The organism is Thalassomonas sp. RHCl1 (assembly GCF_947387555.1).
In the GTDB taxonomy this organism is placed as follows: Bacteria; Pseudomonadota; Gammaproteobacteria; order Enterobacterales; family Alteromonadaceae; genus Thalassomonas.
The window spans coordinates 42,103-65,352 of sequence record NZ_CANDNZ010000002.1 but is presented as its reverse complement, the minus strand read 5'-3'; the positions used below and the strand labels follow the sequence as shown (position 1 = coordinate 65,352).

General features: G+C 44.0%; 19 protein-coding genes. 9 read left to right on the top strand and 10 right to left on the bottom strand.

The genetic code is table 11. From position 1 onward, the window contains the following. Nucleotides 1–28: 28 nt before the first annotated feature. Nucleotides 29–1,462 carry a D-arabinono-1,4-lactone oxidase gene (locus tag QL234_RS06400; RefSeq protein WP_281557013.1) on the bottom strand — a complete coding sequence of 478 codons (1,434 nt, stop codon included), beginning with the start codon at nt 1,460–1,462 and terminating at the stop codon, nt 29–31. 209 nt (nt 1,463–1,671) lie between these two features. Between QL234_RS06400 and QL234_RS06395 the strand changes: the two genes are divergently transcribed. After that, on the top strand, nt 1,672–2,319 hold the full coding sequence (locus tag QL234_RS06395; RefSeq protein WP_281557012.1) for a TetR family transcriptional regulator: 648 nt from the start codon (nt 1,672–1,674) through the stop codon (nt 2,317–2,319). Between the two features lie 321 nt (nt 2,320–2,640). Here QL234_RS06395 and QL234_RS06390 read toward each other — a convergent pair whose 3' ends face one another. Continuing rightward, entirely contained in the window at nt 2,641–3,729 is a 1,089-nt protein-coding gene (locus tag QL234_RS06390) for a hypothetical protein (RefSeq protein ID WP_281557011.1), read from the bottom strand. 282 nt (nt 3,730–4,011) lie between these two features. Continuing rightward, nucleotides 4,012–4,488, bottom strand: a complete 477-nt coding sequence (locus tag QL234_RS06385; RefSeq protein WP_281557010.1) for an ester cyclase — start codon at nt 4,486–4,488, stop codon at nt 4,012–4,014. 124 nt (nt 4,489–4,612) lie between these two features. Here QL234_RS06385 and QL234_RS06380 point away from each other — a divergent pair, with 124 nt between their 5' ends. The 4 genes from QL234_RS06380 (at nt 4,613) to QL234_RS06365 (ending at nt 8,924) form a co-directional block, all read left to right on the top strand. Then, entirely contained in the window at nt 4,613–5,509 is an 897-nt protein-coding gene (locus QL234_RS06380; RefSeq protein WP_281557009.1) for a LysR family transcriptional regulator, read from the top strand. A 165-nt stretch (nt 5,510–5,674) separates the two neighbouring features. Then, nucleotides 5,675–6,490, top strand: a complete 816-nt coding sequence (locus tag QL234_RS06375) for a restriction endonuclease (protein WP_281557008.1) — start codon at nt 5,675–5,677, stop codon at nt 6,488–6,490. 426 nt (nt 6,491–6,916) lie between these two features. Beyond that, nucleotides 6,917–7,870 carry a tyrosine-type recombinase/integrase gene (locus QL234_RS06370; protein WP_281557007.1) on the top strand — a complete coding sequence of 318 codons (954 nt, stop codon included), beginning with the start codon at nt 6,917–6,919 and terminating at the stop codon, nt 7,868–7,870. Between the two features lie 25 nt (nt 7,871–7,895). After that, nucleotides 7,896–8,924: a hypothetical protein gene (locus tag QL234_RS06365; RefSeq protein ID WP_281557006.1), complete on the top strand. Its 1,029-nt coding sequence runs from the start codon at nt 7,896–7,898 to the stop codon at nt 8,922–8,924. Here the strand turns inward: QL234_RS06365 and QL234_RS06360 are convergent. Then, nucleotides 8,875–11,313, bottom strand: a complete 2,439-nt coding sequence (locus QL234_RS06360; protein ID WP_281557005.1) for a hypothetical protein — start codon at nt 11,311–11,313, stop codon at nt 8,875–8,877. The genes QL234_RS06365 and QL234_RS06360 overlap by 50 nt on opposite strands. A 332-nt stretch (nt 11,314–11,645) precedes the next feature. Between QL234_RS06360 and QL234_RS06355 the strand changes: the two genes are divergently transcribed. After that, nucleotides 11,646–13,451, top strand: coding sequence for a winged helix-turn-helix domain-containing protein (locus tag QL234_RS06355; protein WP_281557004.1), 1,806 nt, complete (start codon nt 11,646–11,648; stop codon nt 13,449–13,451). A 70-nt stretch (nt 13,452–13,521) separates the two neighbouring features. Here the strand turns inward: QL234_RS06355 and QL234_RS06350 are convergent, their stop codons facing one another. After that, nucleotides 13,522–13,713 carry a hypothetical protein gene (locus tag QL234_RS06350; protein WP_281557003.1) on the bottom strand — a complete coding sequence of 64 codons (192 nt, stop codon included), beginning with the start codon at nt 13,711–13,713 and terminating at the stop codon, nt 13,522–13,524. 250 nt (nt 13,714–13,963) lie between these two features. Then, a complete protein-coding gene (locus QL234_RS06345) occupies nt 13,964–14,758 on the bottom strand; it encodes an MBL fold metallo-hydrolase (protein WP_281557002.1) in 795 nt (264 codons plus the stop codon). 425 nt (nt 14,759–15,183) lie between these two features. On the opposite strand from QL234_RS06345, the gene QL234_RS06340 reads away from it, so the two are divergent. Beyond that, on the top strand, nt 15,184–15,468 hold the full coding sequence (locus tag QL234_RS06340) for a SymE family type I addiction module toxin (protein ID WP_281557001.1): 285 nt from the start codon (nt 15,184–15,186) through the stop codon (nt 15,466–15,468). Nucleotides 15,469–15,610: 142 nt separating this feature from the next. Here the strand turns inward: QL234_RS06340 and QL234_RS06335 are convergent, their stop codons facing one another. Then, entirely contained in the window at nt 15,611–16,582 is a 972-nt protein-coding gene (locus QL234_RS06335) for a LysR family transcriptional regulator (protein WP_281557000.1), read from the bottom strand. Nucleotides 16,583–16,748: 166 nt separating this feature from the next. On the opposite strand from QL234_RS06335, the gene QL234_RS06330 reads away from it, so the two are divergent. Together QL234_RS06330 and QL234_RS06325 are read left to right on the top strand one after the other, a co-directional pair. Beyond that, nucleotides 16,749–17,945: an MFS transporter gene (locus QL234_RS06330; RefSeq protein ID WP_281556999.1), complete on the top strand. Its 1,197-nt coding sequence runs from the start codon at nt 16,749–16,751 to the stop codon at nt 17,943–17,945. 29 nt (nt 17,946–17,974) lie between these two features. Next, nucleotides 17,975–18,607: a hypothetical protein gene (locus QL234_RS06325; RefSeq protein ID WP_281556998.1), complete on the top strand. Its 633-nt coding sequence runs from the start codon at nt 17,975–17,977 to the stop codon at nt 18,605–18,607. Nucleotides 18,608–18,770: 163 nt separating this feature from the next. On the opposite strand, the gene ggt is transcribed toward QL234_RS06325, so the two are convergent. From ggt to QL234_RS06310, 3 genes are all read right to left on the bottom strand, one after another. Then, nucleotides 18,771–20,447 (bottom strand): gamma-glutamyltransferase, encoded by a 1,677-nt coding sequence (gene ggt, locus QL234_RS06320; protein ID WP_281556997.1) that lies wholly within the window; start codon nt 20,445–20,447, stop codon nt 18,771–18,773. A gap of 138 nt (nt 20,448–20,585) precedes the next feature. Further along, nucleotides 20,586–20,804, bottom strand: a complete 219-nt coding sequence (locus tag QL234_RS06315; RefSeq protein WP_281556996.1) for a hypothetical protein — start codon at nt 20,802–20,804, stop codon at nt 20,586–20,588. A gap of 338 nt (nt 20,805–21,142) precedes the next feature. After that, nucleotides 21,143–23,101 (bottom strand): monovalent cation:proton antiporter family protein, encoded by a 1,959-nt coding sequence (locus tag QL234_RS06310; protein WP_281557771.1) that lies wholly within the window; start codon nt 23,099–23,101, stop codon nt 21,143–21,145. Nucleotides 23,102–23,250 lie beyond the last annotated feature (149 nt).

Sequence of the window (23,250 nt, the reverse complement as noted above, 5' to 3'; positions counted from 1 at the left end):
CTCTCTGTAAGCACTTCATGCATATTGGCTATGAGAGGCCCAGGACGTTTTTAATATGCGCATTGGCAAAAAGCCCCCTGGGATCCATGGCCGCCCTCACCTTAAGGAATTCATCGAACTTAGGGTAACGGGCGCTTTGTTCTTTGGCGGTTAAGCTGTGTATCTTGCCCCAATGCGGCCGGCCGTCGTATTTGAGGAAAATCGGCTCGATAGCGGCAAAATATTTTTTATAGTCTTTATCATGAAAGTTGTGGCAGCTGATGGCGCAGCTGTCACGCTGATAAAACGGGCTTAACCAGATATCATCGCCCTTAATATAACGTACTTCGATTGGGAAAATCACGTTAATATTTTGTTTTTTAATGATATCTAAAATTTCCGTCAGGCATTTCATCCCGTATTCTGCCGGCACCGAATATTCCATTTCGTTAAAACGTATGTCGCGGATATTACCGAACACCTCATAGTTGCGGCCGCTACGCACTTCTTTAGTAACCGTGCTGGCCCCGGCATTGATGATAAAACGCTTCATAAAAGGCACGGTGTCGATAACTTTCGACAGGGTTTTAAAAGTTTCATAGGCATCGCCGCTGCTTTCTTGAGGCTGGGATAACGCCTGTTCGTCAACCTCGTCCAGCGTGATACCCATAATATAATCGGCATGGGGCAAGGCATAGAGTTCAAAATGCCTGTGCTTGTCTCTGAGGGCTTCCGCCTGCTCAAGCCCCTCCTGCAGATCCATCATCCAGCTGGTTTCCTGCAGATAATACTTATCTTTCGCCTGAATCTTCATGCCGGTAACCGCCCCAAGCGCACCAATATTGTTGCGCGCCGCCTGAAACAACTCAGCGTTGTTATCCTGACTGCAATGCACCACTTCCCCCTGCCCGTTCACCAACGACATGCCGGTAACATTAGTCGACATAGAGCCTAAAGTAGCACCTGTGCCGTGGGTGGAAGTGGCAATAGCACCGCCAAAAGTCTGGGTATTGATATCCGGCATATTAATCAGGCTAAAGCCTTCTTGCCATAGAGGCTCACCGGCACTGGCCAAAAAGGTATTGGCAGCCACTTCAAACTGTTTGGCCGCCTTGTCGATATGAGTGATGCCGTTAAAATACGCCAGCGACATTAAAGATTCATTGGTAGGCACCAAAGGCGAAAAGCTATGCCCTGCCCCCACCAGGCGGATCCCCTGTTTGGCTTTAGCGATCATGGTGGATAACTCATCGGTATCTCTGGGTACCAGGCGTTCATTAGGCTCGCTCACCTGATTGCCGGACCAGTTACTCCACGGCGGCACCCTTTGCCCGTCTTTGCCTATCGCTCCCTGCAATACAGGTGCTTGCTGTGCTTGTTCGGCTTCACTGCAGCCACTGAGCCCCAACGAGCTGGTAACCCCTACGGCAGCAGCCGCTTTCAGTACTTCCCGGCGGTTAAGATTAAGACGTTCAATTTTCATTGGCAGGCAATTCCTTTGGCTTTTTCTGGCTTATTTTTGACCACTATAAAATATACCTGTACGATGGTACAAGTTTTAATTAGAATTAAATCAGTATATAAGCGCATGTTTTATCGATAAACTTGGTATCATGCCCGCTATTAGCCAAACGCTTAAGCACACCTTTAGCCGCAGCGTTAATTATAAATACGGAGATCACAAACCAGGTCATGAAGGCAAAACATTCCCGCGGTGAAGACACCAAAAATAAGATTCTGACCGCCACCTTGGAAATCATTAAGACCCAGGGCATGCGCGCAGTGCGCCACAGGGCGGTGGCAACAGAAGCAGGCGTTCCTTTGGGTTCCACCACTTATCATTTCAGCAGCATAGATGACCTGATCAGCTCAGCCTTTGAATACTGGCACCGGCAAAATGATGTCAGTAAAAATCCCTATTTTTTAGCTATTGCAGAAAACATTGAACACATGGCAAAAACTGAACTCAGCGAGCAAGCCCATAAAGAGCAAAATGCCGAATTATTGTTTCAGGCCGCTGATGAGTTCCTCAAAGATCAAATCATAGAACATATTGATGACAGGCGTATCGAGCTGGCCTTTCATCATGAAGCGCTGCAAAATCCTAAGCTAAATGCCCTGGTATTAAAGTCCTGGCAACAGGAAACTACCCTCTTAACCCGGCTATACCAAACCCTGGGTTCAAGCGCTCCTGCACAGGATGCTGAAATCACCTTTGCCCTGATGTTACAGCTGGAAAAGAAGGCGATGATGTTGCTTGATAAAGAGGCACGGGTTGAAGAATATAAAAATATTCAACATGTGTTGAAGCGCCATGTAGCCGTATTAACCGGCATCTAGGAATTTCTCACAGGTTACATAAGGTATAAGAAAAGGATTTGGTTAGACGGTAAAATGTCACATTTCTTCCCTTTTAAAAGCTACTTAATGAGTTGATATTATAAGAGCTTTTAATTATTTAATATTTGCTTAAAAGTTGTTTAATGGAAGCAATTCCTGCAATAATGTCTGCGGTGACTGGTATGGCTGCCGCTGTAGCGGCATTTACATCTCTTAAAGTGAGCAAGGAAAACAAAGTAGAACAGCCATAAATGATGGCTGTCCCAAGAAGTCATCACATAAGAATAAGCTTATAGATGTCCTCGCTTGTTATACTTCAACTCAATTAGCCGGGCAGCTTTGACTACCTCTACCGGCCGTTAATCTTACCGAATCAAAGCGCACAGGTAAGGGGTCATTATTAGAAAACCAATTATCAGCATACAGAAATAAATGATTTTGCCCCTGGTACCAGGTAAATGGAATATCAGACATGAGCAACTGGTCGCTGATATAGACAGACGCTAACATTGTCGTCTGGTTCAGTGAAAAGTCACCAGCTATTCTCAGCTCTACCGTCGTTAAATTGAGATGTTTAGGATCCCCCATATTAGCACCGGCAAGATGGCTACGGTTTCGGCCCCTGAGAGTTAATACTGCCTGCTGTGCATCAACGGTTAATTGGATATTTGCAGCGTAACCCTGATAATCATCAGGGTCATCTGCAATAGGGGCGCCCAGGCCAAAATAGTAAGAGAAAGCGCGGTTGTATCCCGACAGGTTTACTTTTAATCTCAGCTCACTGGTATCGGGATGCAGTGCATCAAAAATATTGGAAAAGTCATGGTTAGGCACCGCATAAATATGGGGATTGGTTTTTAACTGCCCGCTGCCGGTTTCAACAATTTTAGGATCGCTGTAAGCATCATTGGCGGCTGATGCCCAGCCAATGTCTCTTGCGCTTGGCCTGGCAATGCCATCAAAATGATCTTCAAACAATATCACTTGCTCACTAGTTATGCCGGGTACGGTATAATACCCGGAGCTTGCCAGCTGAACCGGGGTATCCGTTACCGGCTCATGTACGTAAACATAGATAGCTTGATCGCGAAAACTTAGTTGTTGCTCAGGCGTAAAGGTGTAGTGAAACCTGTGCTTATAACTGGTGTAGTCACATTGCCCGCGAACGTCCCATGTTGAGTAGGTATTGGTCTGCATACGCTTTAGCAGTGTCCCCTGCTGTATGTCGCCGCCAACATAAATACTGATGTCTACCGCATCAACATTCAGCCTTTGGCAGGCCCAGCCATAAACACTGTTGTCGCTGGTGTTGTCCACCCCACCGCGCATTTGTGCCAGAGCCGGCAATGAAAAGCATATAGATATGATAAATAAGAAAAAGTAGTTTTGTTTCCTGGTTACAATCTTCATTTCATCATTCTCCATTCCATGTTAGCTTAACCTCCAGATAAGAGGCGCTCGACATTGAAGAATAGGTGAGACAACATATTATACCAATCCGCTGTAAGGTTATTTTTCTCTATAAACCAAGCCCCCAGATTATGGACACAAAAAACGTAATACCTCCAACAAAGTTAGACTTCGACTTTGTGGCATGAATGGTAAGTGTAGAGGCGGACACCCATAATTTGACAATAACAAAAGCAAAAACACCTCATGGTATGATAGCAAGTTTATGGATGCCCCAACATATTAGTGACCGAGTGCGTCAACCTGGGCAAGATAAGCAATCCAGTCTTCCAGGTGATAAGTTTCTGTCACCATACCCCTTCGATTGAAATGATGAACATCTATAGCTTTTATGGTGAAGGTTTTACCCGTAGCTTCAACGCCCAGCAACGGCCCGGTATGTGTTGCAGTCATGGTAGAGCGCACCACAATCGTACTGCCTTCTTCGATCATTTCTTCCACTTGCCAGTGAACATCCGAAATAGCACTGTGTACCAGCGGGATGAACTTCTTAAAGCCTTCCCGTCCCTGCTCCTGTCCGGGGTTAGGATCATGTGATATCCAGTTTTTAACGATAATCTTATCCAGTTTTTCTACCTGCGCTTTACCAAAAGCATCGTAGAAATTCATCAGGCGATCTTTACGGCTTTCACCGGCAAAAGATGCCATGGAAGTCAGTGCAACAGCCAGTAGCAGCCCTATTGAAATGAGTTTTTTCATAATATTTCCTCGCTTTAATCAAATGGATTTCAATATGGGATGAATCATAATTCTTAAATTAATCCTTGATAATACCGGTAATACTTACATTATAATTAAGCTCTGCTTAACAATGGGGTGCACTATGGAAACACCTTCGCTAAACCGGCTTAAACAAATTGCTGTTTTTTGCCAGGTTATTGATAACACCAGCATGCGGGCAGCAGCAGAAAAGCTGGGCATGACCCCGCCGGCAATCAGCCAGTATATCAGTCAACTGGAAAAAGAATTGGGGGTTATCCTGATTTATCGCTCTACCCGGCGCATCAGCCTTTCCGAAGCCGGCGAACGCTATTACCGGCACGGAAAAAAAATGCTGATGGCGGCAGAAGATGCCCATGACGCTATCAGCGAGATTAAACACAGCCTGGAGGGCGAGCTGCGGATCTCGGCCCCTGTTGGCCTGGCCTCTCAACCGCTTGCCCAGGCATTAAAAGGCTTGCTGCTCAAGAATCCGGAGTTGCGGCTAACCGTTCTGGCCAGTGATGCGGGAAGCAATTTGGTCAGCGAACAAATCGACATTGCAATACGTATTGGCAAGCCGGAGTCTTCAAGCTTCATTTTTCATCCCCTTGGCAAAGCTGCCCGGCAGATATACGCGAGCCCTGAGTACCTGCAACAGGCCGGCAACCCGGTTACGCCGGAAGATATCGCTAAGCACCGCTGGCTGGGGCTTATCGGCAGCAGTGATTTTTCAGCAATCGAACTGAACCATCCCGGGAAAGCAAATTATGACTATAATCCCCCCTACCGGATGCGCTTTAATGATCTAAATGCCCTGGTAAGCCATGTACAAGAAGGACTTGGCCTAGCCGTGCTTCCGGCGCTGGAAGTTCAGCACTTGGTTAAAGCCGGCGCCCTGCTCAAGGTTTTGCCTGACTGGCATCTAAACACCCTGCCTTTATATGCACTAACCATTAACAGAAAGCAGTCCTATAAAGTAAAAGCCGTATTAAAAGCACTTAAAGATTTCTTTGCCTGATTCAAATGCGCAGATATTTTGATGATCAAACAGTATCAGTAATACGGCTTGTCCTACCAAACTTTCATCTGCCAGAAATATGAGGGTCTGTTAATGAATAATTGTTTATAAAGCATTTATGCCACAGTATATTGTAAACAAAAAAGACATGATTCAAGGGCACAGATGACACATCAAGAATATGAACAACACGTCTCCAACATCATTAAAAATATTGAGTCTTTTAATAATGCGACCATAGCGACCAATAAAAAAATAGCCGGCATCCAGCAGCCCGGTACTTATGAAATTGATGTCTCCGTGACCTTTCAAATAGATGACATCCTGTCATTTCATTTGATCATTGAATGTAAAAAATGGAAGCGCCCGGTTGACCGGCCTGTGGTGCAAAAACTGGTGCAGACACGCGGGGCAATTTCAGCCCATAAAGCGGCAATAGTCTCACCCAGTGGCTTTACCAGGGAAGCCGTTGCGGTAGCAAAAGCTCATGGCATTGCCCTTTGGGTTATCCATCAGGAAAGTGATTCCATTGACTCAGTTATGGCATGCCTGGAATGGGCTCCGCCAAGTATTGATTTTGACCGGATAAAGCGTGAGCTGTTAGATTTGATGGATATTAAAGCAACTCCAGTTAAAAGCAGACTCATCGATTTTCCAGCATTTTCCCCTGGTACATTTGATAAGGGCCACTTTATTTCTTCAAGATCCGCTATTGAATATCATAGTGCGAAGACTGCTATTGCCCAATTCCTCGTGGAATTTATTTACCAGCCTGACAATCAACAAACAGCAGTTTACGGCAATATCCAAAGGTGGTTAAACCGCCACATCAAAAAATTACATTTAAGAGGCGTGCCCCTTGATGAGGCAGAAAAGAAGCTACTGAGCATTGTAAAAGGCACAAGATATGAACTACCGGTGAATTTCACTAATCATGCGCATATCAATATACCCGCATTTTTGAGGAAAGAGCCTGATTGATTGCCCAACTCCTCCGGCATAGTTATTACTCTCATTCAAATTGTGGCTAAGCTGTCTAGGTTTTGATGTATACCTCATTGTTACCGATCGATTCTGTAAACAGCTTTAATTGCCTTTTCCTGCAATTAGTCATACAGAAACAAAGCACACAGATAAGGGATCTCAATTAGAAGACCAATTATCAGAAATCCAAATGGGAGCCTATCAATTGATTTGAAAAGCTTTCCTTAATCCAGTTGGGTCTAAGGAAAAAGCCCCTAAACCATTTAAACCAGCCTTTATTGCTTGATTTCCCCCTAAGTGGCTAGAAAAGAACCTAAGTTGTAGTAATCCACTATTGAATAAAAGATTATTTTTATCTAAAAGATGTCATTTTATTTCTTGCGGTTATCATACTCACTTCATTGAATTATCAGAGAAAAATAAATGCTGAATAATGAAGTTTGCGAACAATTTTTATCCCACTGTCAGCACGGTAAACAACTATCTCCACACACCCTCAGAGCATACAAGCAGGACTTAGCGAGTTTTACTCAACTGGTGAAACAGCAAAATATACAGTGTTTTGATAAGAAACAACTAAAAGAATATGTAACTCATCTACATCAAAGCGAACTGAGTATTCGAACGATTAAACGTAGAATTGCTTGTCTAAAATCCATGTTCAAGTGGCTAGAGCTCGAGGATATTATTGAGGTTAACCCGTTTCATAAAGCCGATATCAGTGTAAAAATACCAAAGCAGCTACCGAGAAATATTCCTAAGAGTAATTTACGTAAAATGTTAAAGGCTGCAAGATTAAATTTAAATTTAGCCAAGGAAGACAGCTATAACTTATCTACTCTTCAAGCCTTAATTACCACACCTAAACAGGTGAACAAATTAACCAGCCTTCTTGCTGTAGAGCTGCTATTTTCTACCGGTATGAGAGTAAGTGAACTCGTTAATATTAAAATTCAGCACGTCTTTTTGAGTGAGAAAAAAATAAAAATATTAGGAAAAGGACAAAGAGAACGGTTTGTTTTTTTACCGAGTAAAGAACTAAGTGACCTGGTTGGCTCTTACCTGTCTCTGAGAGAAATAACCAGGCCTGAACATGACCTTATGCTAACAAATAGCCGAGGAAAAGAAGCATCTCCCCACTTTATCAGAAAGCTTATTAGAGAAATGTCGTCTTTTGCCAAGGTAGATAAAATAACTCCACATATGTATCGCCATTCAGCGGCATGCCAGTTATTAGAATCAGGTGTCGATATTCGTTTTGTCCAACGCTTATTGGGCCATCAAAGCATCTTAACTACCCAGCTGTACACACACGTAAATGATAATGTTTTACAAAAGAAAATAGCTAAGGCTAATACACGGGGGGCTATTGCATAAAAGTAACGATAACTAGGAATTATGAATGTTTTTGAAAGTGTGTAATGAGAATGACTTAGAGATAGTAGTAGTTGCAGATACTCTTGATTACAAAGGAGCAGATCTTGATTGGCTAGATAGAAGAATAGATCGGCCAGATAAACATTATGTAAAACAAATGATAGAGGCTTTACAATCATCCTACCAAAACGTAACGTTATATACTAATCCTATTGATTTTCAAGCTAATATTGAGAAGCATTATCAAAGTTTAGTATTGCCTTATTGGTTTGGTGAAAATTCACGAAATAGACATGCATTAGTCCCTGCAATTTGTGAGACTAATAACATTCGCTATATGGGGGGAGATATATACACTAAAACCGTTTGTAATGACAAAGCCTTATCAAAAATCTTGTGTAAAAAAGCAGGATTAAGAGTAGCTGATGATGTCACGATATATGATCTAAATGATATAAAAAAACTATCTTTGCTCAATTATCCTTGTGTCGTAAAGCCATTTTTTGAAGGAACGTCTTTGGGTATTACCCAGAAGAATTTAGTTGAAGATGTTGATTCTGCGACTAACCTATCCCTTAAACTACTTGAAGAATTTTCTCAACCAATATTAGTTGAAGAATTTGTTGCTGGAAAAGAAGTATCAATTTGCTTACTTGGTTGGAAAGAGCATATATCTCATTGGCATGCTGCAGAACGTTATAGAAAAGATGACGAAAACTACTTTTATTCACACCTCTATGGCTACCATGAAAAAAAATCCAAAGAGTATAATTTAGCGTTACGTTCTGTTAAAAAAGATATTGATGCACCTCTTCTGCAAAGTTGCCAAAGGATCTTTTCTTGGTTAGATAAGGTTGAATATATTCGTATAGATGGAAAATTACACAATAATGTGTTCACCGTTTTAGAATTAACTCCTGAAACCCATTTAGGGGCTAATGCTGAGTTTTGTGGTACATTGGCTTTTGAAGAATTAACATATAAAGAAATACTTTCTCTCATGGTCAACAATTCTTTAATGCGATATCAAAATCTAAACTCCAACTTGAAATAAATACGGGATAATACTTGTACTGATAGCGGAAATCGTCCCTTTGCGGTAATTCATCATATAGCTTTACTCGCCAATACTCGAAGTCCGCATTGACAGGTAAAGACCTAGCTCTTTCTATATATTCTTGTCTTGCTTTAGGTTGCTCAATGGACATTGCTATATTAAAAAAAGCAATTCGAGTTAAATCGTAATCAATATCTTTATATTTAGATAATATTTCTTCAATACTTTCTTGAATTGATAGTTTGGCATCAAAAGTTTCATTTATTGAATGCCAGATAAGTAAATTATTTAAAATAATTAATTTAGACAGGTGATTATTGCAGTGTTCACTTGCTTCTTCAAGTTGTGCTAAGCATTGGTCATTTGCTTTATTTTTATACAAAGAAATGACGGCAAAATTATTACTTAAAATGAAAGAGTTGCTAATAGTCCCTTTAATTATTTCATCTGCCTTTTTTAGTTCCTCTTCAGCTTTATCTAGCAACCCCCCATAACCTAAGTGCTGACTTAATGCTATTCTCGCCCCCATTTCCTGTATTGACTCATTATTATTTTGAAAAGTTGAAATCGCTTCAGATAAAAATTGAATTCTTCTTTCCCCTCCTCCTATGAGCGCCATATCAGATGAGCGTTTAAATAAAGGTTCTAAACTTGAATTTTTAAATGCTTGTTTTTCATGCAGCTCCCACCATAACTCAGAACATTCGTCATATTGATTAGAAGCTCGCAGGATGGCTATACGAACCAGTTGGCTTCCAAGCCACCTGATTTTATCCTCATCTGGTGTAGTTACATATTTATCTAAAAGACTACTAGCTGCTACAGAGTCTCCAGAAAGTAAAGTTGAAGTCGAACACATCAATAGAGGTTCTGTTTCTTCTAAATGTGATTTTGTATATTCGATAACTTCTTCAAACATAGATAGTCGATAAAAGATTCGTGCTAAATACAAATCTATAGTTTTTATTATTTCTTCAGAAGAGTTCGGGGACGCTATAAGTCTTGAGCGAAGGTTTTGAGCAAACCTGATAGTTCTTCTTGGAGCCCTGCTTGTTAAGCACAACGTATATATTTTCTCAAGTGTATCTATGAGACCATCGACTAAATCTAGTTGGCTTCTATAATATAATTCCCACCCTAAAATTTCAGACAATGGTAATAAAAAATCTTGAGTAGATTCGGCTTTAAGTGAAACATAAAACTTAAACCAAAGATCATTCGCAATCATTAGATGACGAAAATAACTTTCATTGGAAAAAATTATTTGTAAAGCACTATCATGTTTTAAACAAATTTCTTCTAACGCTATTTTCAATAGATCGTTATTACTAAGCTGAAGTGTAGCTGCTTGTAGATCTTTATAGTGTAATCCCATTTTTTTTGATTGTGGGGTTGAGTTCATTAATCTATTGAGTATTTCTAAAGATACCCTACCTCCATGAGTCGCTATAATAGCTAATAATAATTTATGCTGCTCATTGAGTGAATTGATTGTGTTTTCAAAAGTTTGATAGGCATCATCCTTCAAAGAGAAAACAGTATCTTTTCTTGCAGATTTTAGTATAAATGATAGTTTGTATAGGTTTCCATCTGAAGAGCTGTAACTACTTTCGAATACTTCAGCTAAAGCCAATTCATCTTGTTTTAGGAATTTAATTATATCTTTTACGGGAAGGACGCCAAGTCGGTGCATCGCTTTAAATACAGAGTCACCTCCCAGATAATCAAAAAGTTGATTTTCTTTATATAGTTCGTTTGTTGAATTAGTGAACTCTGCCACTATGTTAAGGTCAGAGTGTTCATTCAATAACACTTTAAAAAACTCAAGGGAGTCTTTGTCAATATTTTGAATATTTTCGAGTACAACAGTAAAAGGATAGTTTTTTAAAAATGCATTAATATATTTTTTAATAGGCTCGTATAATTCATCATGACCAGAAAAAATTGCATCCGAATTGTCTTTGCTGAACTTCCCAATTAAATCACTAATAGAGTTTGATAACTTCTTTGAACCTGTTTTTTTTTCTATGTAGTCAATGAATGCAACCCTTGCAGTATCTATTATTGCCTCAACAACATGATGCTTTGTTATCGTTGTTGATGATTGATTTGAAGGTGAGTTCTCTCTAGCAAACTTATCTAAAGAACGTCCTAACTCAAGAACAAAGGATCCATCAACATCCCTGTATTTTTCATGATCCATGATTTTAACACGAACAAAGTTTGTAATCTCACAATTAGCAATTACTTGATCTACAAGCGCGCTTTTCCCCCGCCCAGAGGGAGCACTTAATATAATTAACTTTGAGCCAGCTGAGGGTTCAATCAGCTCTTTTGTGAGCTGTGCTTTTTCTTCGACTCTGTTTATGAATATATCGTTACTCATAATTCCTAGTTATCGTTACTTTCCTTGTGCAAATAATATTCTCTTAGTTTTTTAGCATCGTCAATAAGTTTGTTAATTTCCTTTCAAAAACAAGACAGGGCTTATATGGTCACTCTAATCAAATAGATTCGAAAGCAAAGTTGAACATGGGTGGCCTATTTTGTATTTCTTTGCCCCCTATCAAAAAACACAGGCAGCTACTGGTGGTTGATAATCAAGCATCCATTACCCTCACAACATTTATCAATACTTTTTCTAGCTATTTACATTTCTATGCTAAGCTAGCCCCCATTAAAACCATCTACAATTGTAACTCCCTACACAAGAATTTTATGGAAGCTAGATTTGCCGAATATCGCTTTGCCTGCGATCAACTCATCCTGTACAAACATAAAGAAATCATCCCGCTCAAACGTAACCAGGCGCTACTGTTAAATTTCTTTATCACCAATCCTGACGGTATTCACAGTAAAGACGCCATTATGAACGCCGTATGGCAAAACAAGGTGGTATCTGAACAGGTTGTTTTTCAAACCATCAGCCAGCTCAGGGCCATTTTTGGCACTGATGCCATCAAAACCTTTTCAAGAAAAGGTTATAAATGGCAGTTAGCCGTGCACTTGGCTTCCGCTATCGACAGCGAGCCTGCAGACACAGTTTTCACTGAAAAAACACCTCAAGTGCGTAAACGCTCACACTGGGCAGCGTTTATTTTTGGCGCTCTGGTTGCAGTAGGGATATACCTTTTACAGGCGCTGACAGCAAATGAGCAAGTGACATTACATCTTGTACAAAGTGGCGACTCAACAACGGCTCAGCAAAAAACATTGCCTCAGTTAAGCACACGGGCAATTACACAAGATGATATCTTTACCATAGAGCCCACACAGAAAAGCCACTCGGCCCGCCAATTGTTTGCAGCCCCCAAGTTAGCATGGCAACAATCTAACGTTCCAGAAGGTGAATGGTTGTTATGGACTGACACCTTCAGCTCTGACAAAGGCATTTTCTTAAATTACGGCTTATCGCAAGACAGCAGGTACTGGCATGGTTATGTTTATGCAGAAACACATGAGCAGCTTAGCCAAAAGTTATCCGAACGCTTAACACAGCTACATCAGCTCGGCTTGTTTTCTCAATCGAATAACAAATTAGATATCAGTACGTTAACCTCGATGAAGGCAATAGCCCCGGATGATCCCGATTTATTGCTGCTATTGGCTAATTATTATCTTGAAGTACAACAACTTGACGTTGCTATGACTTATGCGCAAAAGTTGACTAACTTAGATCTGTCTTACGGCTTTAGTCCTTATCGGGCGAAAGCGCACTGGCTTATCGCTGAACTCTATAAAAAGCGTCACAAATATCAACTGGCGAGCAATAGCTTAAACAAGATGTCGGCGACTTTAGCCGATACGCCGTTATGGGCATTAAGCTATGAGAATATTAGCGCTAAGGCCTGGTTAGCCTATAAGCAACACGACTTTGACACTATGTTTAAAGTGTTGGATCAGGCCATTGAGTTTGGCCAAAAACAAGGCGAGCCATTAACCTTATTTGAATTACATATTATGTATTCGATACTGGCAAGAAAAGGTGGCGATGACCACAAAAAATATGCACACCTCAATGAAGCACAGGCCTTGCTGCTTAAGCACGAACTCGATGAATCAAATTTTGCGGTTGTCTTTTATCATTTTGCGATATTCACCCAGGATAATAACAAAGCCTTGCCTTATCTGGAGAAAATTCTCGCGTTACCGAGAACGGCCCGCAATGGCTGGATTATCGACCACGCCTCTGAAATGCTCATCGATCACTATATCGAGCAACAAGAGTATGACTTAGCCCTGTCGTCAATCGATACTCAGCTAGAGTCGCCCAAAAATATGTTATTGCTGGCAAAAATCTATCATGCCCAACAGGCACAGGAAAAAGCACGCCCCTATCTTGAAAAAGCCTTTGAATTGGCGCGTTTGCAATACAAAACCCGTATCGCTATAGATTCAGCCCTGATGCTGTTCCAACTTAATGCACATCAACCTGAAGTACAGGCAGAATACATGGCCTATTTGCAAGGTAACGCTAATAAGAAGTGGCTAAAAAAACAGATGGACATCTTAGCCAGCAAGTAAGGGGCTTATCTCACCTTTAAACAATGCCAGGCAACGCTTCCCTTCGCCTGGCATCACACTGCCGGTTAACTTAGCGGTAATGCAGCTCAAGCCCGCTGCCGTCCTGATCAAAAGGTAAATGTTTCGCATTATACAAATAGCCGTTACCCGCAACCTTATAATCAGTGGCATTAACAAAACGGGTAAACTCAGCAACCGTCACTTCATATTTGCCGATCAGAACATCAATATTTTGAGCCGGGTCGGCTATAGCAACTAACACCGGCTCTATCGGGGCCGAACTTGCCCAGCACCGTTGAAAATACCGTTAAAGCCGCGAAAGTTTTTTTCATAACATTTCCTTACTGGATTAATAGCCAGATATTATGAAATGGGCTGAAATCAAGTCTTAATCAAACTCTATTTTATTGACATATAGAAAACGGATAGAAAATAAATCAATCAAAATCAGAGAATTGCATAAAAATCAGATTTAGTACCCAAGGCTAAAAAAATCTCGAACAAGCCTGCGCTTAGCGTTTCAGCACCAGGTTTTCATGCCCTGTTGCCAGCAAAGTCGCATCCGGTAAGTTGTCTTTCAGCCACAGGGTAAGTGGTTTAACTTTATTATCCATGACATGGACAAAAGCCACTTTCCCGGCATTTATTTGCTCAAGCAACTCACGGTAGTTTTCTTTAATCAAAGGAAACAAATCATGTATCAGCAAAAGGTCAATGTTCTGCTTCGCTAACTGATGCGCCGCGATAACTTCGGCATTGATATCCGCATCACCGACATGAAGCACTTTCCAGCCGTTGACCTCCACTAAATAGGCATAATTTTGCGTCTGAGTTTGCGGAGCCATATGGGGAAAACTGAGCACCGACACTTTAATATCGTCATGACTAAACTGCTGAGATTGAAAGCCGGTTAATTCGGGCGAGAGAATGTGGGCCGAGTCAGTAATTCGGCCTAAATGTTTAATCGTCTGAGGCGTGGTAACCAGAAGCGTTTCATCGTTCTCTTTAAGAAATGCCGTAGTTTGTTTTGGATGAAAATGATCGCTGTGCGCATGCGTGGTTAACGCCAGGTTAGCGCCTTTTTCCGATAACTGCTGAAATTCCTGCTCATCCAGAAAGCTGAAACGGCTATGCGGACCAAACAGCGCATCAATCAGGGTAACCTTATCACCCGAGATAATTTTTACCCCGGCATTGGCAACATGTTCAACAACGAGCTCTGCCGACACAGGCTTTACCGGGCTGGTATTTGCCCAGGCATTAACACTGCTTAATATGGTTAAAGTGGCGAGTAATTTTTTCATCATATCTCCTTAGTAGCTTGATGAGGAAATATTATGAAATTGGCAGAAGTGAAGTCTTAATCAATTTCTATTTTATTGCCATATAGAAAACGGATAGAAAGGAGCACAGCATTAAAAGTTGCCGGGGCTTATTTATTATTGAGAGAAAGGCCCTTTTTATCTCTATGAACAACAGGATCTGCACCAGGAGATAATTTCTAAAATTTATCCGCAAAAGAACCCCTTCACTGTTGATATATCCAGCAAATTAGTCTTTCATTAATGATGCGCTCCCCTCAAAAAGGCGCGCAGTATTACAATAGTTTTCATCAATAAATTATTGCAATAACAACCGTTACTTCCCTTAAAAAGGCGGTAACAGCGTCGCAACCCCTGAGTGCAGTAACACCCAGGAGTCGCTAACCACAACGAACTTCGTGGAGTACGTCATGGCTGAATATCATCATACGCCAGAGCCAAGCTCGGCAAAAGTAAAATATCCGATTTATCGGCAACTTACCGTGCTGGAAACCATCAGCGGCTCGGCAGCAAAAACCCGCGGCATAGGCATTAACTATGTACCTGTCAATATTGAACCTTGTGTTGTGCTCAGGGGAAAGTGGCTGCGACAAGCCGGTTTTCCCATCGGGCAAAAGGTCAGTATCAGGGTAAACCCGAAAGAAATTGTTATCACCCCGAAGCAAATTTCTTTAAACCTAAACCTTGAAGAGTAAGCTCTGAACTTGTGTTAACCGCTCACAAGCCAGGCTGTTGCGCCTAAAAAAACCGCCGGCTTGATAACCTTAGCCTCCCTTCACTGTGGTTTACCTAAAACACAGTGAAGGGAGTTTTTCTCTGAAGCTGCCACCATGATTATCAAGGAAAATGGATCAGCGAAGGCCAGTCTTCCGCCCAGGTGTGATTGCTACTTTCCCCCATCACCTCTAACGCTGATGTGATAAATTCAATAAACACCCTGACCTTGGCGGGCAAATAATCACGCTTGGCATAAATGGCAAATACCCCATTATCTGGCTGTGGCGGCCTGAAATAAGGGTAAAGGGACACTAAAGCGCCACTGTTCAAGCCCTGTTTCGCCAGAAAATGAGGTAATTGGGCAAAGCCCAAACCATCGCTGCACATGTAGGCCATGGCTTCACCATCGTCTGTGATATGGCTGCGCGCTAATTCACAGGGCTGGTATTCACCCCGGCCATCGGGTAAAAAAACAGGCTGTAGCTGTTGTGTCTCTTTGATACGAAAACCTATCCAGCTGTGCTGATGAAAATCCTCGGCGCAACGCGGCGTACCATGTGCCTGTAAATATTGCGGCGACACGCAAGTAAGAAAGTCCATCGGACTGAGCCGCCGGGCCACTAGGCGGCTGTCTTTCACATAGCCGGTACGCAGCGCGATATCAATATCGTTTTCAATAATATCTACGTGTAAATCATTGATCTCAAGCTCCAGCTTAATCGCCGGATAACGCTGACAGAAAGCCTGCAACAAGGGACGCAGATAAAGGTGCCCGTAACAGGCGGCCGAACTGATACGTAAGGTACCGCCGGGAGAGTCATTTAAATGCTTGAGCTCGTCTTCACAAGTGCTGAGGTCCTGCATCATCTTGCGCACAGTATCGGCATAACGTTTACCCGGTGTGGTGATACGCAACTGCCGGGTTGAGCGCTGAAAAAGGGTCAACCCCAGCTGAGCTTCCAAACGAGCGATGGCCTTGCTGACTGTGGACGGGTCAGTATTACAAGTTCTTGCCGCTGCCGCGAAGCTGCCGCCATCACAAGTGGCTAAAAATATTTCTAATGAGCGCAGTTTATCCATGACGTATCTCATAAACACCGTTTATCCGTGGCCTGAATATAACATGGAAAACTCATGAATAATATTCACGACTGATAGGGAGATTGGCCTATTTTCTTAGTTTTTTCAGGGCCATAAAATGCCCAAAGAGACAAAAACACAACAACCCCTTTTACGTAAATAAGGAGTATCAGGAATTATGTTGCAGCACTTTATTTCAGGAAAAATCTCCGCAACCAGTCCCCTTGCCTATTTTTTTCTTGCTTTTATCGCCATGTCGGGGCTTTGCTACATTAACTTTTTACCGGGCGTTGTTAATGCGCTGGCAACCGGTATCGGTTTCAGTGATACCCGGGCGGGACAAATCGTTGCATTCAATGGCTATGGCGGCCTTGTCGGCAGCACCATGGCTATTTTTTTAGTACGGCGCATCGCTTGGCGACCTGCGATCTTGATATTTTTAGCTGCGCTCGCACTCATGGATATCGCCACATTAAGGATTGAAGATTACGGTATTATGCTTGGCTGGCGTTTTTTGGCCGGGGTATTTGGCGGCCTAAGCCTGGGGATTGGTTTTTCGGTGCTGGCCAGGTTAAACAATCCGGATCGCGCCTTTGGCACCTTAGTCTTTATTCAGTTTGCTGTCGGCTCTTTAGTTATTTACCTCTTGCCGGCACTTGAGCGCCTGCTTAGCGTCTATGCGGTTTTTTATGTAATGGCAAGTATTGTCTTGTTAAGCCTGGTCATGGTGGTGTTTCTGCCGCCACTTCCTTTGGACAAGAAATCAAGCAAACAAGCCAGGCCTTTTTCCAAAAACAATGGCAAGGCCCTGTTATTATTGCTGGCTATCCTTTCATATCTCATTGCCGCCAGCGCCATTTGGGCCTATGTCGGGCTGATTGGCCTTAGTGCCGGTATTACACCTGAAAATGTCAGTACCTATATCGCAATAACCGGTTTATTAGGCTTGCCTGGAGCCATGTTGCCTGTAATAGCAGGTGATTGTTTTGGCCGTAGCTATTGGCTTATCGGCGGTATCCTTTTGTCGGCCTTTGCTGCGCTCTTGCTCAATTTTTCCCACGCTTCCCCGGCTTACATTAGCGCAATGGCCCTGCTGTTTTTTTCCTGGCCGGCGGTGCAATCATACCTGTTGGCAATAACCGCCGAAATGGACGGCAGCGGCAGGCTTTCAACCATAGCTGCACTTGTCTCTTCTGTCGCTTTGGCGACCGGGCCACTACTTGCTTCCAGCCTGCTGACTTCTGACCTGCCAGGAAGTGGCAAGTATTCCGTCATGCTCTATAGCTGCGCCATGATTTTCTTATTGAGTTTTCTGCTGCTACTCAAACCTGTACGGGCACAAGAAAAAACCGGGGCAGCGCTATTGCCATCCTGACTTCAGCTTTGCAGGGAATGAAATGAACCATGACTTCCCCCCCGGTTGTCATGATCAGCAAAGAATTAGCCCAATCACTTAAGGTACTCAAGATGTTAAAATATATGCTCAACAAAATGCTGTTATCCATGCAAAAACGATACGATTACGACGTAGCTTATATGCAGGATATCCTGCAAAGCGATACAAAAGCGTTTCTAAAACTGATGGGCTTTCAAACCATGTCATCCCACACCGGGAATTTGCCCGCCGAGCCGCTCTATGCCGCCAGGTTAAGGGCAATTATCTGGGATGATTGCGGCCCGTGCACGCAATTACTGGTGAATATGGCATTAGCAGCCGGGCTAAACCCGGAGATTGTACGCGCAATTATCGACAGAGATTTGGATAAACTGCCTGAAAATACCGCCCTGGTGGTGCAATTTACCGAGCTGGTATTGGCTCACGATCTGAAAGCGGATGACTTGCGAGAAAAAATACAAGCCTTGTGGGGTACTCAAGGGCTGATCGCCGTCGGCTATGCTATCAGCTCTTCCCGGGTTTATCCGGCACTGAAATATACTTTAGGGTACGGTAAAACCTGCAGCCAAATCAGGGTGGACGACTTATCTCTGACACCTGCACGGTGCTCAATACCGGCTGGGGGAGAAGAAAAGATTTAACACAGCACGCTAAGACTGCTATTGGTCTTGATAACTTTGGCTGATACTACCTTGGGCAGCTTAGTATCACTAACAGCTCAGCAAAGTGCCAGTGCCTGATCTTATCGAGCCGGCGGCTTGAGAAGATCAGGACAAATAGTCAACAATATCCGCTACTATACCCCTAAGGTAGCACCAGCGCCTTACCCCGGCCATGAGCTTCGGAACCGGCATCGAGCTTGCCATTGTCATTAATAATAAGATGGACATCGCCAAAATGGCGGTTATCCAGGATATAGCCCATTTGCTGCAAGGCTTTTTTATCCTCGCCTTTTAGCCCGCTATGGTGGCGAATAACATTTTCAGGATATAGCTGGTGATGGAACCTGGGGCGGTTAACCGCTTCATCGGCGCTCATGCCAAATTCGGTGACATTGAGAATTGACTGGTAAACCGAGCTGATAATAGTGGTGCCGCCGGGAGAGCCGGTCACTAACGCCACCTGATCATCTTTAAGCAGGATGGTTGGCGTCATCGAAGATAACATGCGTTTTCCCGGCTGAATTTCATTGGCCTTGCCCCCCAAAGCACCAAAGGCATTGGCAACGCCGGGTTTGGCGCTAAAATCATCCATTTCATCATTAAGGATAAAACCGGCACCGGGTACCACTACCCCGCTGCCAAAGGTCAGGTTAATGGTGGTGGTATTGGCTACGGCATTCCCCCAGCGGTCGACGATAGAAAAATGCGTGGTATCTTCACTTTCGTATAAGCCCGGCTTTACCTGCTCAGTGTTAGAAATAGCCACCAGGTCGACATCTGCAGCCCGTTTTTGCAGGTAATCTTCATTCAGCAACTGCTTAACCGGCACCGGGTAAAAGTCCGGATCTCCCAAGTAGTCGGCGCGATCGGCAAAGACCCGCTTACCGATTTCCGCCAACAAGTGGACATACTCTTTGGAGTTATGTGTTAATGCTACTTTATCCTTAACCCTGGGCGCCAGTTGCTGATACATGTTCAGCCATTGCAAAATAGCGATACCGCCGGAACTTGGCGGCGGTGAGGTTAATACCTGGTAGCCCTGCCATGGCTGACTGATAGGTTTGCGCGATACCGCCTGGTACTGGGCCAGGTCCTGATGAGATATCAAACCGCCCTGCTGTTTCATAAAATCAACGATAATATCGGCGGTTTTTCCCTTATAAAAACCATCGCTGCCTTCATCCCGAATACGCTGTAGCGACAACGCCAGCGCCGGCTGTTTAAACACCTCTCCGGCTTTGAGCCCGCCGAAAAACTCGGCAAAATTCACTTTGATGTCTTTCTTTTTTAAATAATCCAGATACCGGCTGACATTATCCGCCAGCTTAGGGTGGACAACAAAACCTTTTTCCGCCAATACAACCGCCGGCTCCAGCAGGGATTTCCATGGCAGTGAACCGTACTTTTGGTGGGCCAGCCACATACCGGCAACAGTGCCCGGCACGCCGGCGGAGAACACGCCAAAAACCGATTTGTTTTTGACGACATTACCTTGCTCATCCAGATACATATCCCGGTGGCCTTTTAACGGCGCCACTTCCCGGTAATCGATAAAATCATCTTGCTTGTCGGTATGCACCAGCATAAAACCACCGCCACCGATATTACCTGCTTCCGGCAGAGTCACGGCTAACACAAACTGGGCAGCAATTGCGGCATCTATGGCATTGCCACCTTTGCTCAGGATGCTGGCGGCGACATCGGCACTGTAGCTGTCGGGCATGGCAACCCCCGCCTGTTGTTTAGCAGCAAAGGCAGTGGTTGAAATTGTCGTAGAAATGCAAATCAGGGAAACGAAGGTTATTATTCTTTTATACATTAAGTTACTCCTGGTTAAGAAGCGTTCAGCATAAAAGTCAGGCAGACGAAAGTCCAGCAGTTTTCGTAGTTAAACCGAGAATAGAATAAAGCTTTTCAAGATCAATGAATTAAAAATACAACCCGCCGCAAAGCACCATTATCCCTGGGTTAACCTCAATACCAGGCACAAGATTAATAAGCCGATCACCAGCTTGGCGATAAAGAACTTAATTTCCATCTTATGCAGCTCTATTGATTTTCTCCGGTGCTCACCCCGCAGCAATAACCTGCGGTTGGCCTCTTTGATCACCTGATAGCGGGTCAGATAATAAGTCACTAAAATGGCAACAATTAAGACAAAGATTTGCATGATCATGGCGCAGCTCTCCTTTGGCAGCTCACTGATAAATGACACTCTCTGCTACCCCCTGTATCGGCCGCAAAGAAAAAGTCATAAGTTATCAGGTGAAACTTATGCTTACCCGGGGTTATCCGGGCATCATTCGTGGCAAACAGGGTAAATGCCGTAAATGACGATAAAAGCAATGCATAACTTGCGCCTGCCCCTGCTTTTTTGTGAGAAATGAAGCTTAAGTAATTGTTAAAAGGGCTGGTAAAAGGTCAGTGCATAACCTTAAGCTATCGGCTTAACTCAGGCAACGCCGGAAAAATGACTTCCCAAAGACAGGTAAAACGGCAGGGTGCTTTAGCACCCTACTCGCCTTTTTGTAAATAACGCTCGGTGCGCTCTATTCTTCTTGGTTTGCCCCGCAACACCAGGGTATCCTGCGCCATCAGCACGGTTTTTTCATCCGGCTCTTCGATTTCCTGCTCTCCCCGGCGCAGGGCAATAATATGCACCCGGCGGCTTGCCAGGTTGAGGGATAGCAAGGTGTGGCCTATGGCGTAGGCATCGTCGGTGAGTAAAATGGCATGGGCAAATTCAATTCTGCCCTTAGCCCCTGAGCTCATATCCGTATGCTCGCCCTGGAAAAAACCATGCAGATGGTTATAGTGGTTTTTACGCTCCCTTTGCACCCGGCGGATAATGCGGGAAAAAGGCACCCCGGATAAAGACAGTACCTGGGACACCAGCATCAAGCTGCCTTCCAGGCTTTCCGGCACCACTTCATTGGCCCCTGCCTGCTGCATTTGGTCCAGCTGGTCATCGTTTCGGGTTCTGACCAGGATCGGCACCTTGGGCGAGAGCGAACGCACCTTCTGGATCACTTCAATCGACTGCTTGTCTTCACCAAAAGCAATCACTACCAGTTTTGCCTTATCCAACCCGGCGGCATGCAGCAGTTCCGCTTGCCGGGAGGAGCCAAAAAGGATTTTTTCGCCGGCTTCCCTGGAAGTGCTGACCCGCAAGGGGTCGATATCTATGGCAACAAAATCTATACCTTCTTGTTTTAAAAAGCGGCTGACGGTTTGCCCGATGCGGCCAAAACCGCAGATAATGACATGATCCTTGAGCTGTTTTTCCTGCGGCAGATGCTCAAGTTCATGGGTATCAATTTTCCGATCATGGCTTAACCACACCGACCAGCGCCGGGCGTTATTGATAAGGTATGGCGTCATCGCCATGGAGATAACCCCCGAGCCCAGTAAAGCCGAAGCAACCTCCACCGACAACAGCGACATCTGGCTCGCCAGGGCGATCAGCACAAAACCGAATTCCCCCATCTGGGATAACATAATGCCCCCCGCCCAGGCATCTTTCACCGACTCTCCCGCCCGCACCGCCAAGAAGCGCACCACCAGTACCTTGATCACCATAAAGGAGATCATTAAGCCGACAATCAATACCGGTTCGGACATCAGGACTTTAATGTCGAGTTTCATGCCGACGGTAACAAAAAACAGCCCCAGTAAAATATCCCGGTAGGGCCGGATATCCGCTTCCAGCTGATGTTTATACTGGCTTTCCCCGAGCATCATGCCCGCCAGGAAAGCCCCCAGTGCCATTGATAAGCCAAACCACTGGGTCAGGGCGGAGGCCAGCAAAGTCACCAGTAAGGTGGTCAAAACAAAAAGCTCATCGGTTCTCACCTGCGCCACCAGGTTAAACACCCTGGGCAGCAGCCATTTGCCGATAAACCATAATAAGCCGACCACGAACACCCCTTTAACTAAGGCGACGATCAGCGCAAACATCATCGAAGACTCCCCTTCCTGGGTGAGCATAGGGGTGATGATCAATAAAGGCACCACGGCGACATCCTGAAACAGCAATACCGCCACCGCCAGCTGGCCTGATTTTCTTTTGGTGGCGCCGCTTTCGCTGAGCTGGCGAATAACAATCGCGGTAGAGGATAACGCCAGAATACCGCCAATGACAAAAGCGCTGCTCAGGCTTTGACCGAATAAAAGCGCCAGCGACATAAACAGCACCAGGGATATGCCCACCTGCAAACTGCCCACCGCCAGCACCAGGTGACGCATGGCCACCAGTTTGGGCAAGGAAAACTCCAGCCCTAAGGTAAATAATAGAAACACTATACCCAGCTCGGCAAAATGCTCATAATCCACCTGGGCCTGGGTCCAGGCAAGGCCGTGCTCACCCACCAGCATACCCGCCACCAGGTAAGCCAGAATTGCTGGCAACTTCAAATGTCTGAAAATCCAGACAATAAATACCGCACTGGTTAAAATGGCGAGAATATCAAACATACCGGTCAAAGTGGCTCCTTATCGTTAAAACCTTGTTGGCCGGGCGGCAATTGCTTGCCGCCAAAAAGCTGACACCAATAACAACTTAGTCAAACTATATTTTAACTCAATAAAAATCAGCACCTTACAACACAAAGAAAAATAAAAAC

Bases quoted from the DNA above. Each gene is read 5' to 3' on its own strand.
- QL234_RS06400 (WP_281557013.1), bottom strand. From the start codon at position 1,462: ATGAAAATTGAACGTCTTAATCTTAACCGCCGGGAAGTACTGAAAGCG.
- QL234_RS06395 (WP_281557012.1), top strand. From the start codon at position 1,672: ATGAAGGCAAAACATTCCCGCGGTGAAGACACCAAAAATAAGATTCTG.
- QL234_RS06390 (WP_281557011.1), bottom strand. From the start codon at position 3,729: ATGAAGATTGTAACCAGGAAACAAAACTACTTTTTCTTATTTATCATA.
- QL234_RS06385 (WP_281557010.1), bottom strand. From the start codon at position 4,488: ATGAAAAAACTCATTTCAATAGGGCTGCTACTGGCTGTTGCACTGACT.
- QL234_RS06380 (WP_281557009.1), top strand. From the start codon at position 4,613: ATGGAAACACCTTCGCTAAACCGGCTTAAACAAATTGCTGTTTTTTGC.
- QL234_RS06375 (WP_281557008.1), top strand. From the start codon at position 5,675: ATGACACATCAAGAATATGAACAACACGTCTCCAACATCATTAAAAAT.
- QL234_RS06370 (WP_281557007.1), top strand. From the start codon at position 6,917: ATGCTGAATAATGAAGTTTGCGAACAATTTTTATCCCACTGTCAGCAC.
- QL234_RS06365 (WP_281557006.1), top strand. From the start codon at position 7,896: ATGTTTTTGAAAGTGTGTAATGAGAATGACTTAGAGATAGTAGTAGTT.
- QL234_RS06360 (WP_281557005.1), bottom strand. From the start codon at position 11,313: ATGAGTAACGATATATTCATAAACAGAGTCGAAGAAAAAGCACAGCTC.
- QL234_RS06355 (WP_281557004.1), top strand. From the start codon at position 11,646: ATGGAAGCTAGATTTGCCGAATATCGCTTTGCCTGCGATCAACTCATC.
- QL234_RS06345 (WP_281557002.1), bottom strand. From the start codon at position 14,758: ATGATGAAAAAATTACTCGCCACTTTAACCATATTAAGCAGTGTTAAT.
- QL234_RS06340 (WP_281557001.1), top strand. From the start codon at position 15,184: ATGGCTGAATATCATCATACGCCAGAGCCAAGCTCGGCAAAAGTAAAA.
- QL234_RS06335 (WP_281557000.1), bottom strand. From the start codon at position 16,582: ATGAGATACGTCATGGATAAACTGCGCTCATTAGAAATATTTTTAGCC.
- QL234_RS06330 (WP_281556999.1), top strand. From the start codon at position 16,749: ATGTTGCAGCACTTTATTTCAGGAAAAATCTCCGCAACCAGTCCCCTT.
- QL234_RS06325 (WP_281556998.1), top strand. From the start codon at position 17,975: ATGACTTCCCCCCCGGTTGTCATGATCAGCAAAGAATTAGCCCAATCA.
- ggt (WP_281556997.1), bottom strand. From the start codon at position 20,447: ATGTATAAAAGAATAATAACCTTCGTTTCCCTGATTTGCATTTCTACG.
- QL234_RS06315 (WP_281556996.1), bottom strand. From the start codon at position 20,804: ATGATCATGCAAATCTTTGTCTTAATTGTTGCCATTTTAGTGACTTAT.
- QL234_RS06310 (WP_281557771.1), bottom strand. From the start codon at position 23,101: ATGTTTGATATTCTCGCCATTTTAACCAGTGCGGTATTTATTGTCTGG.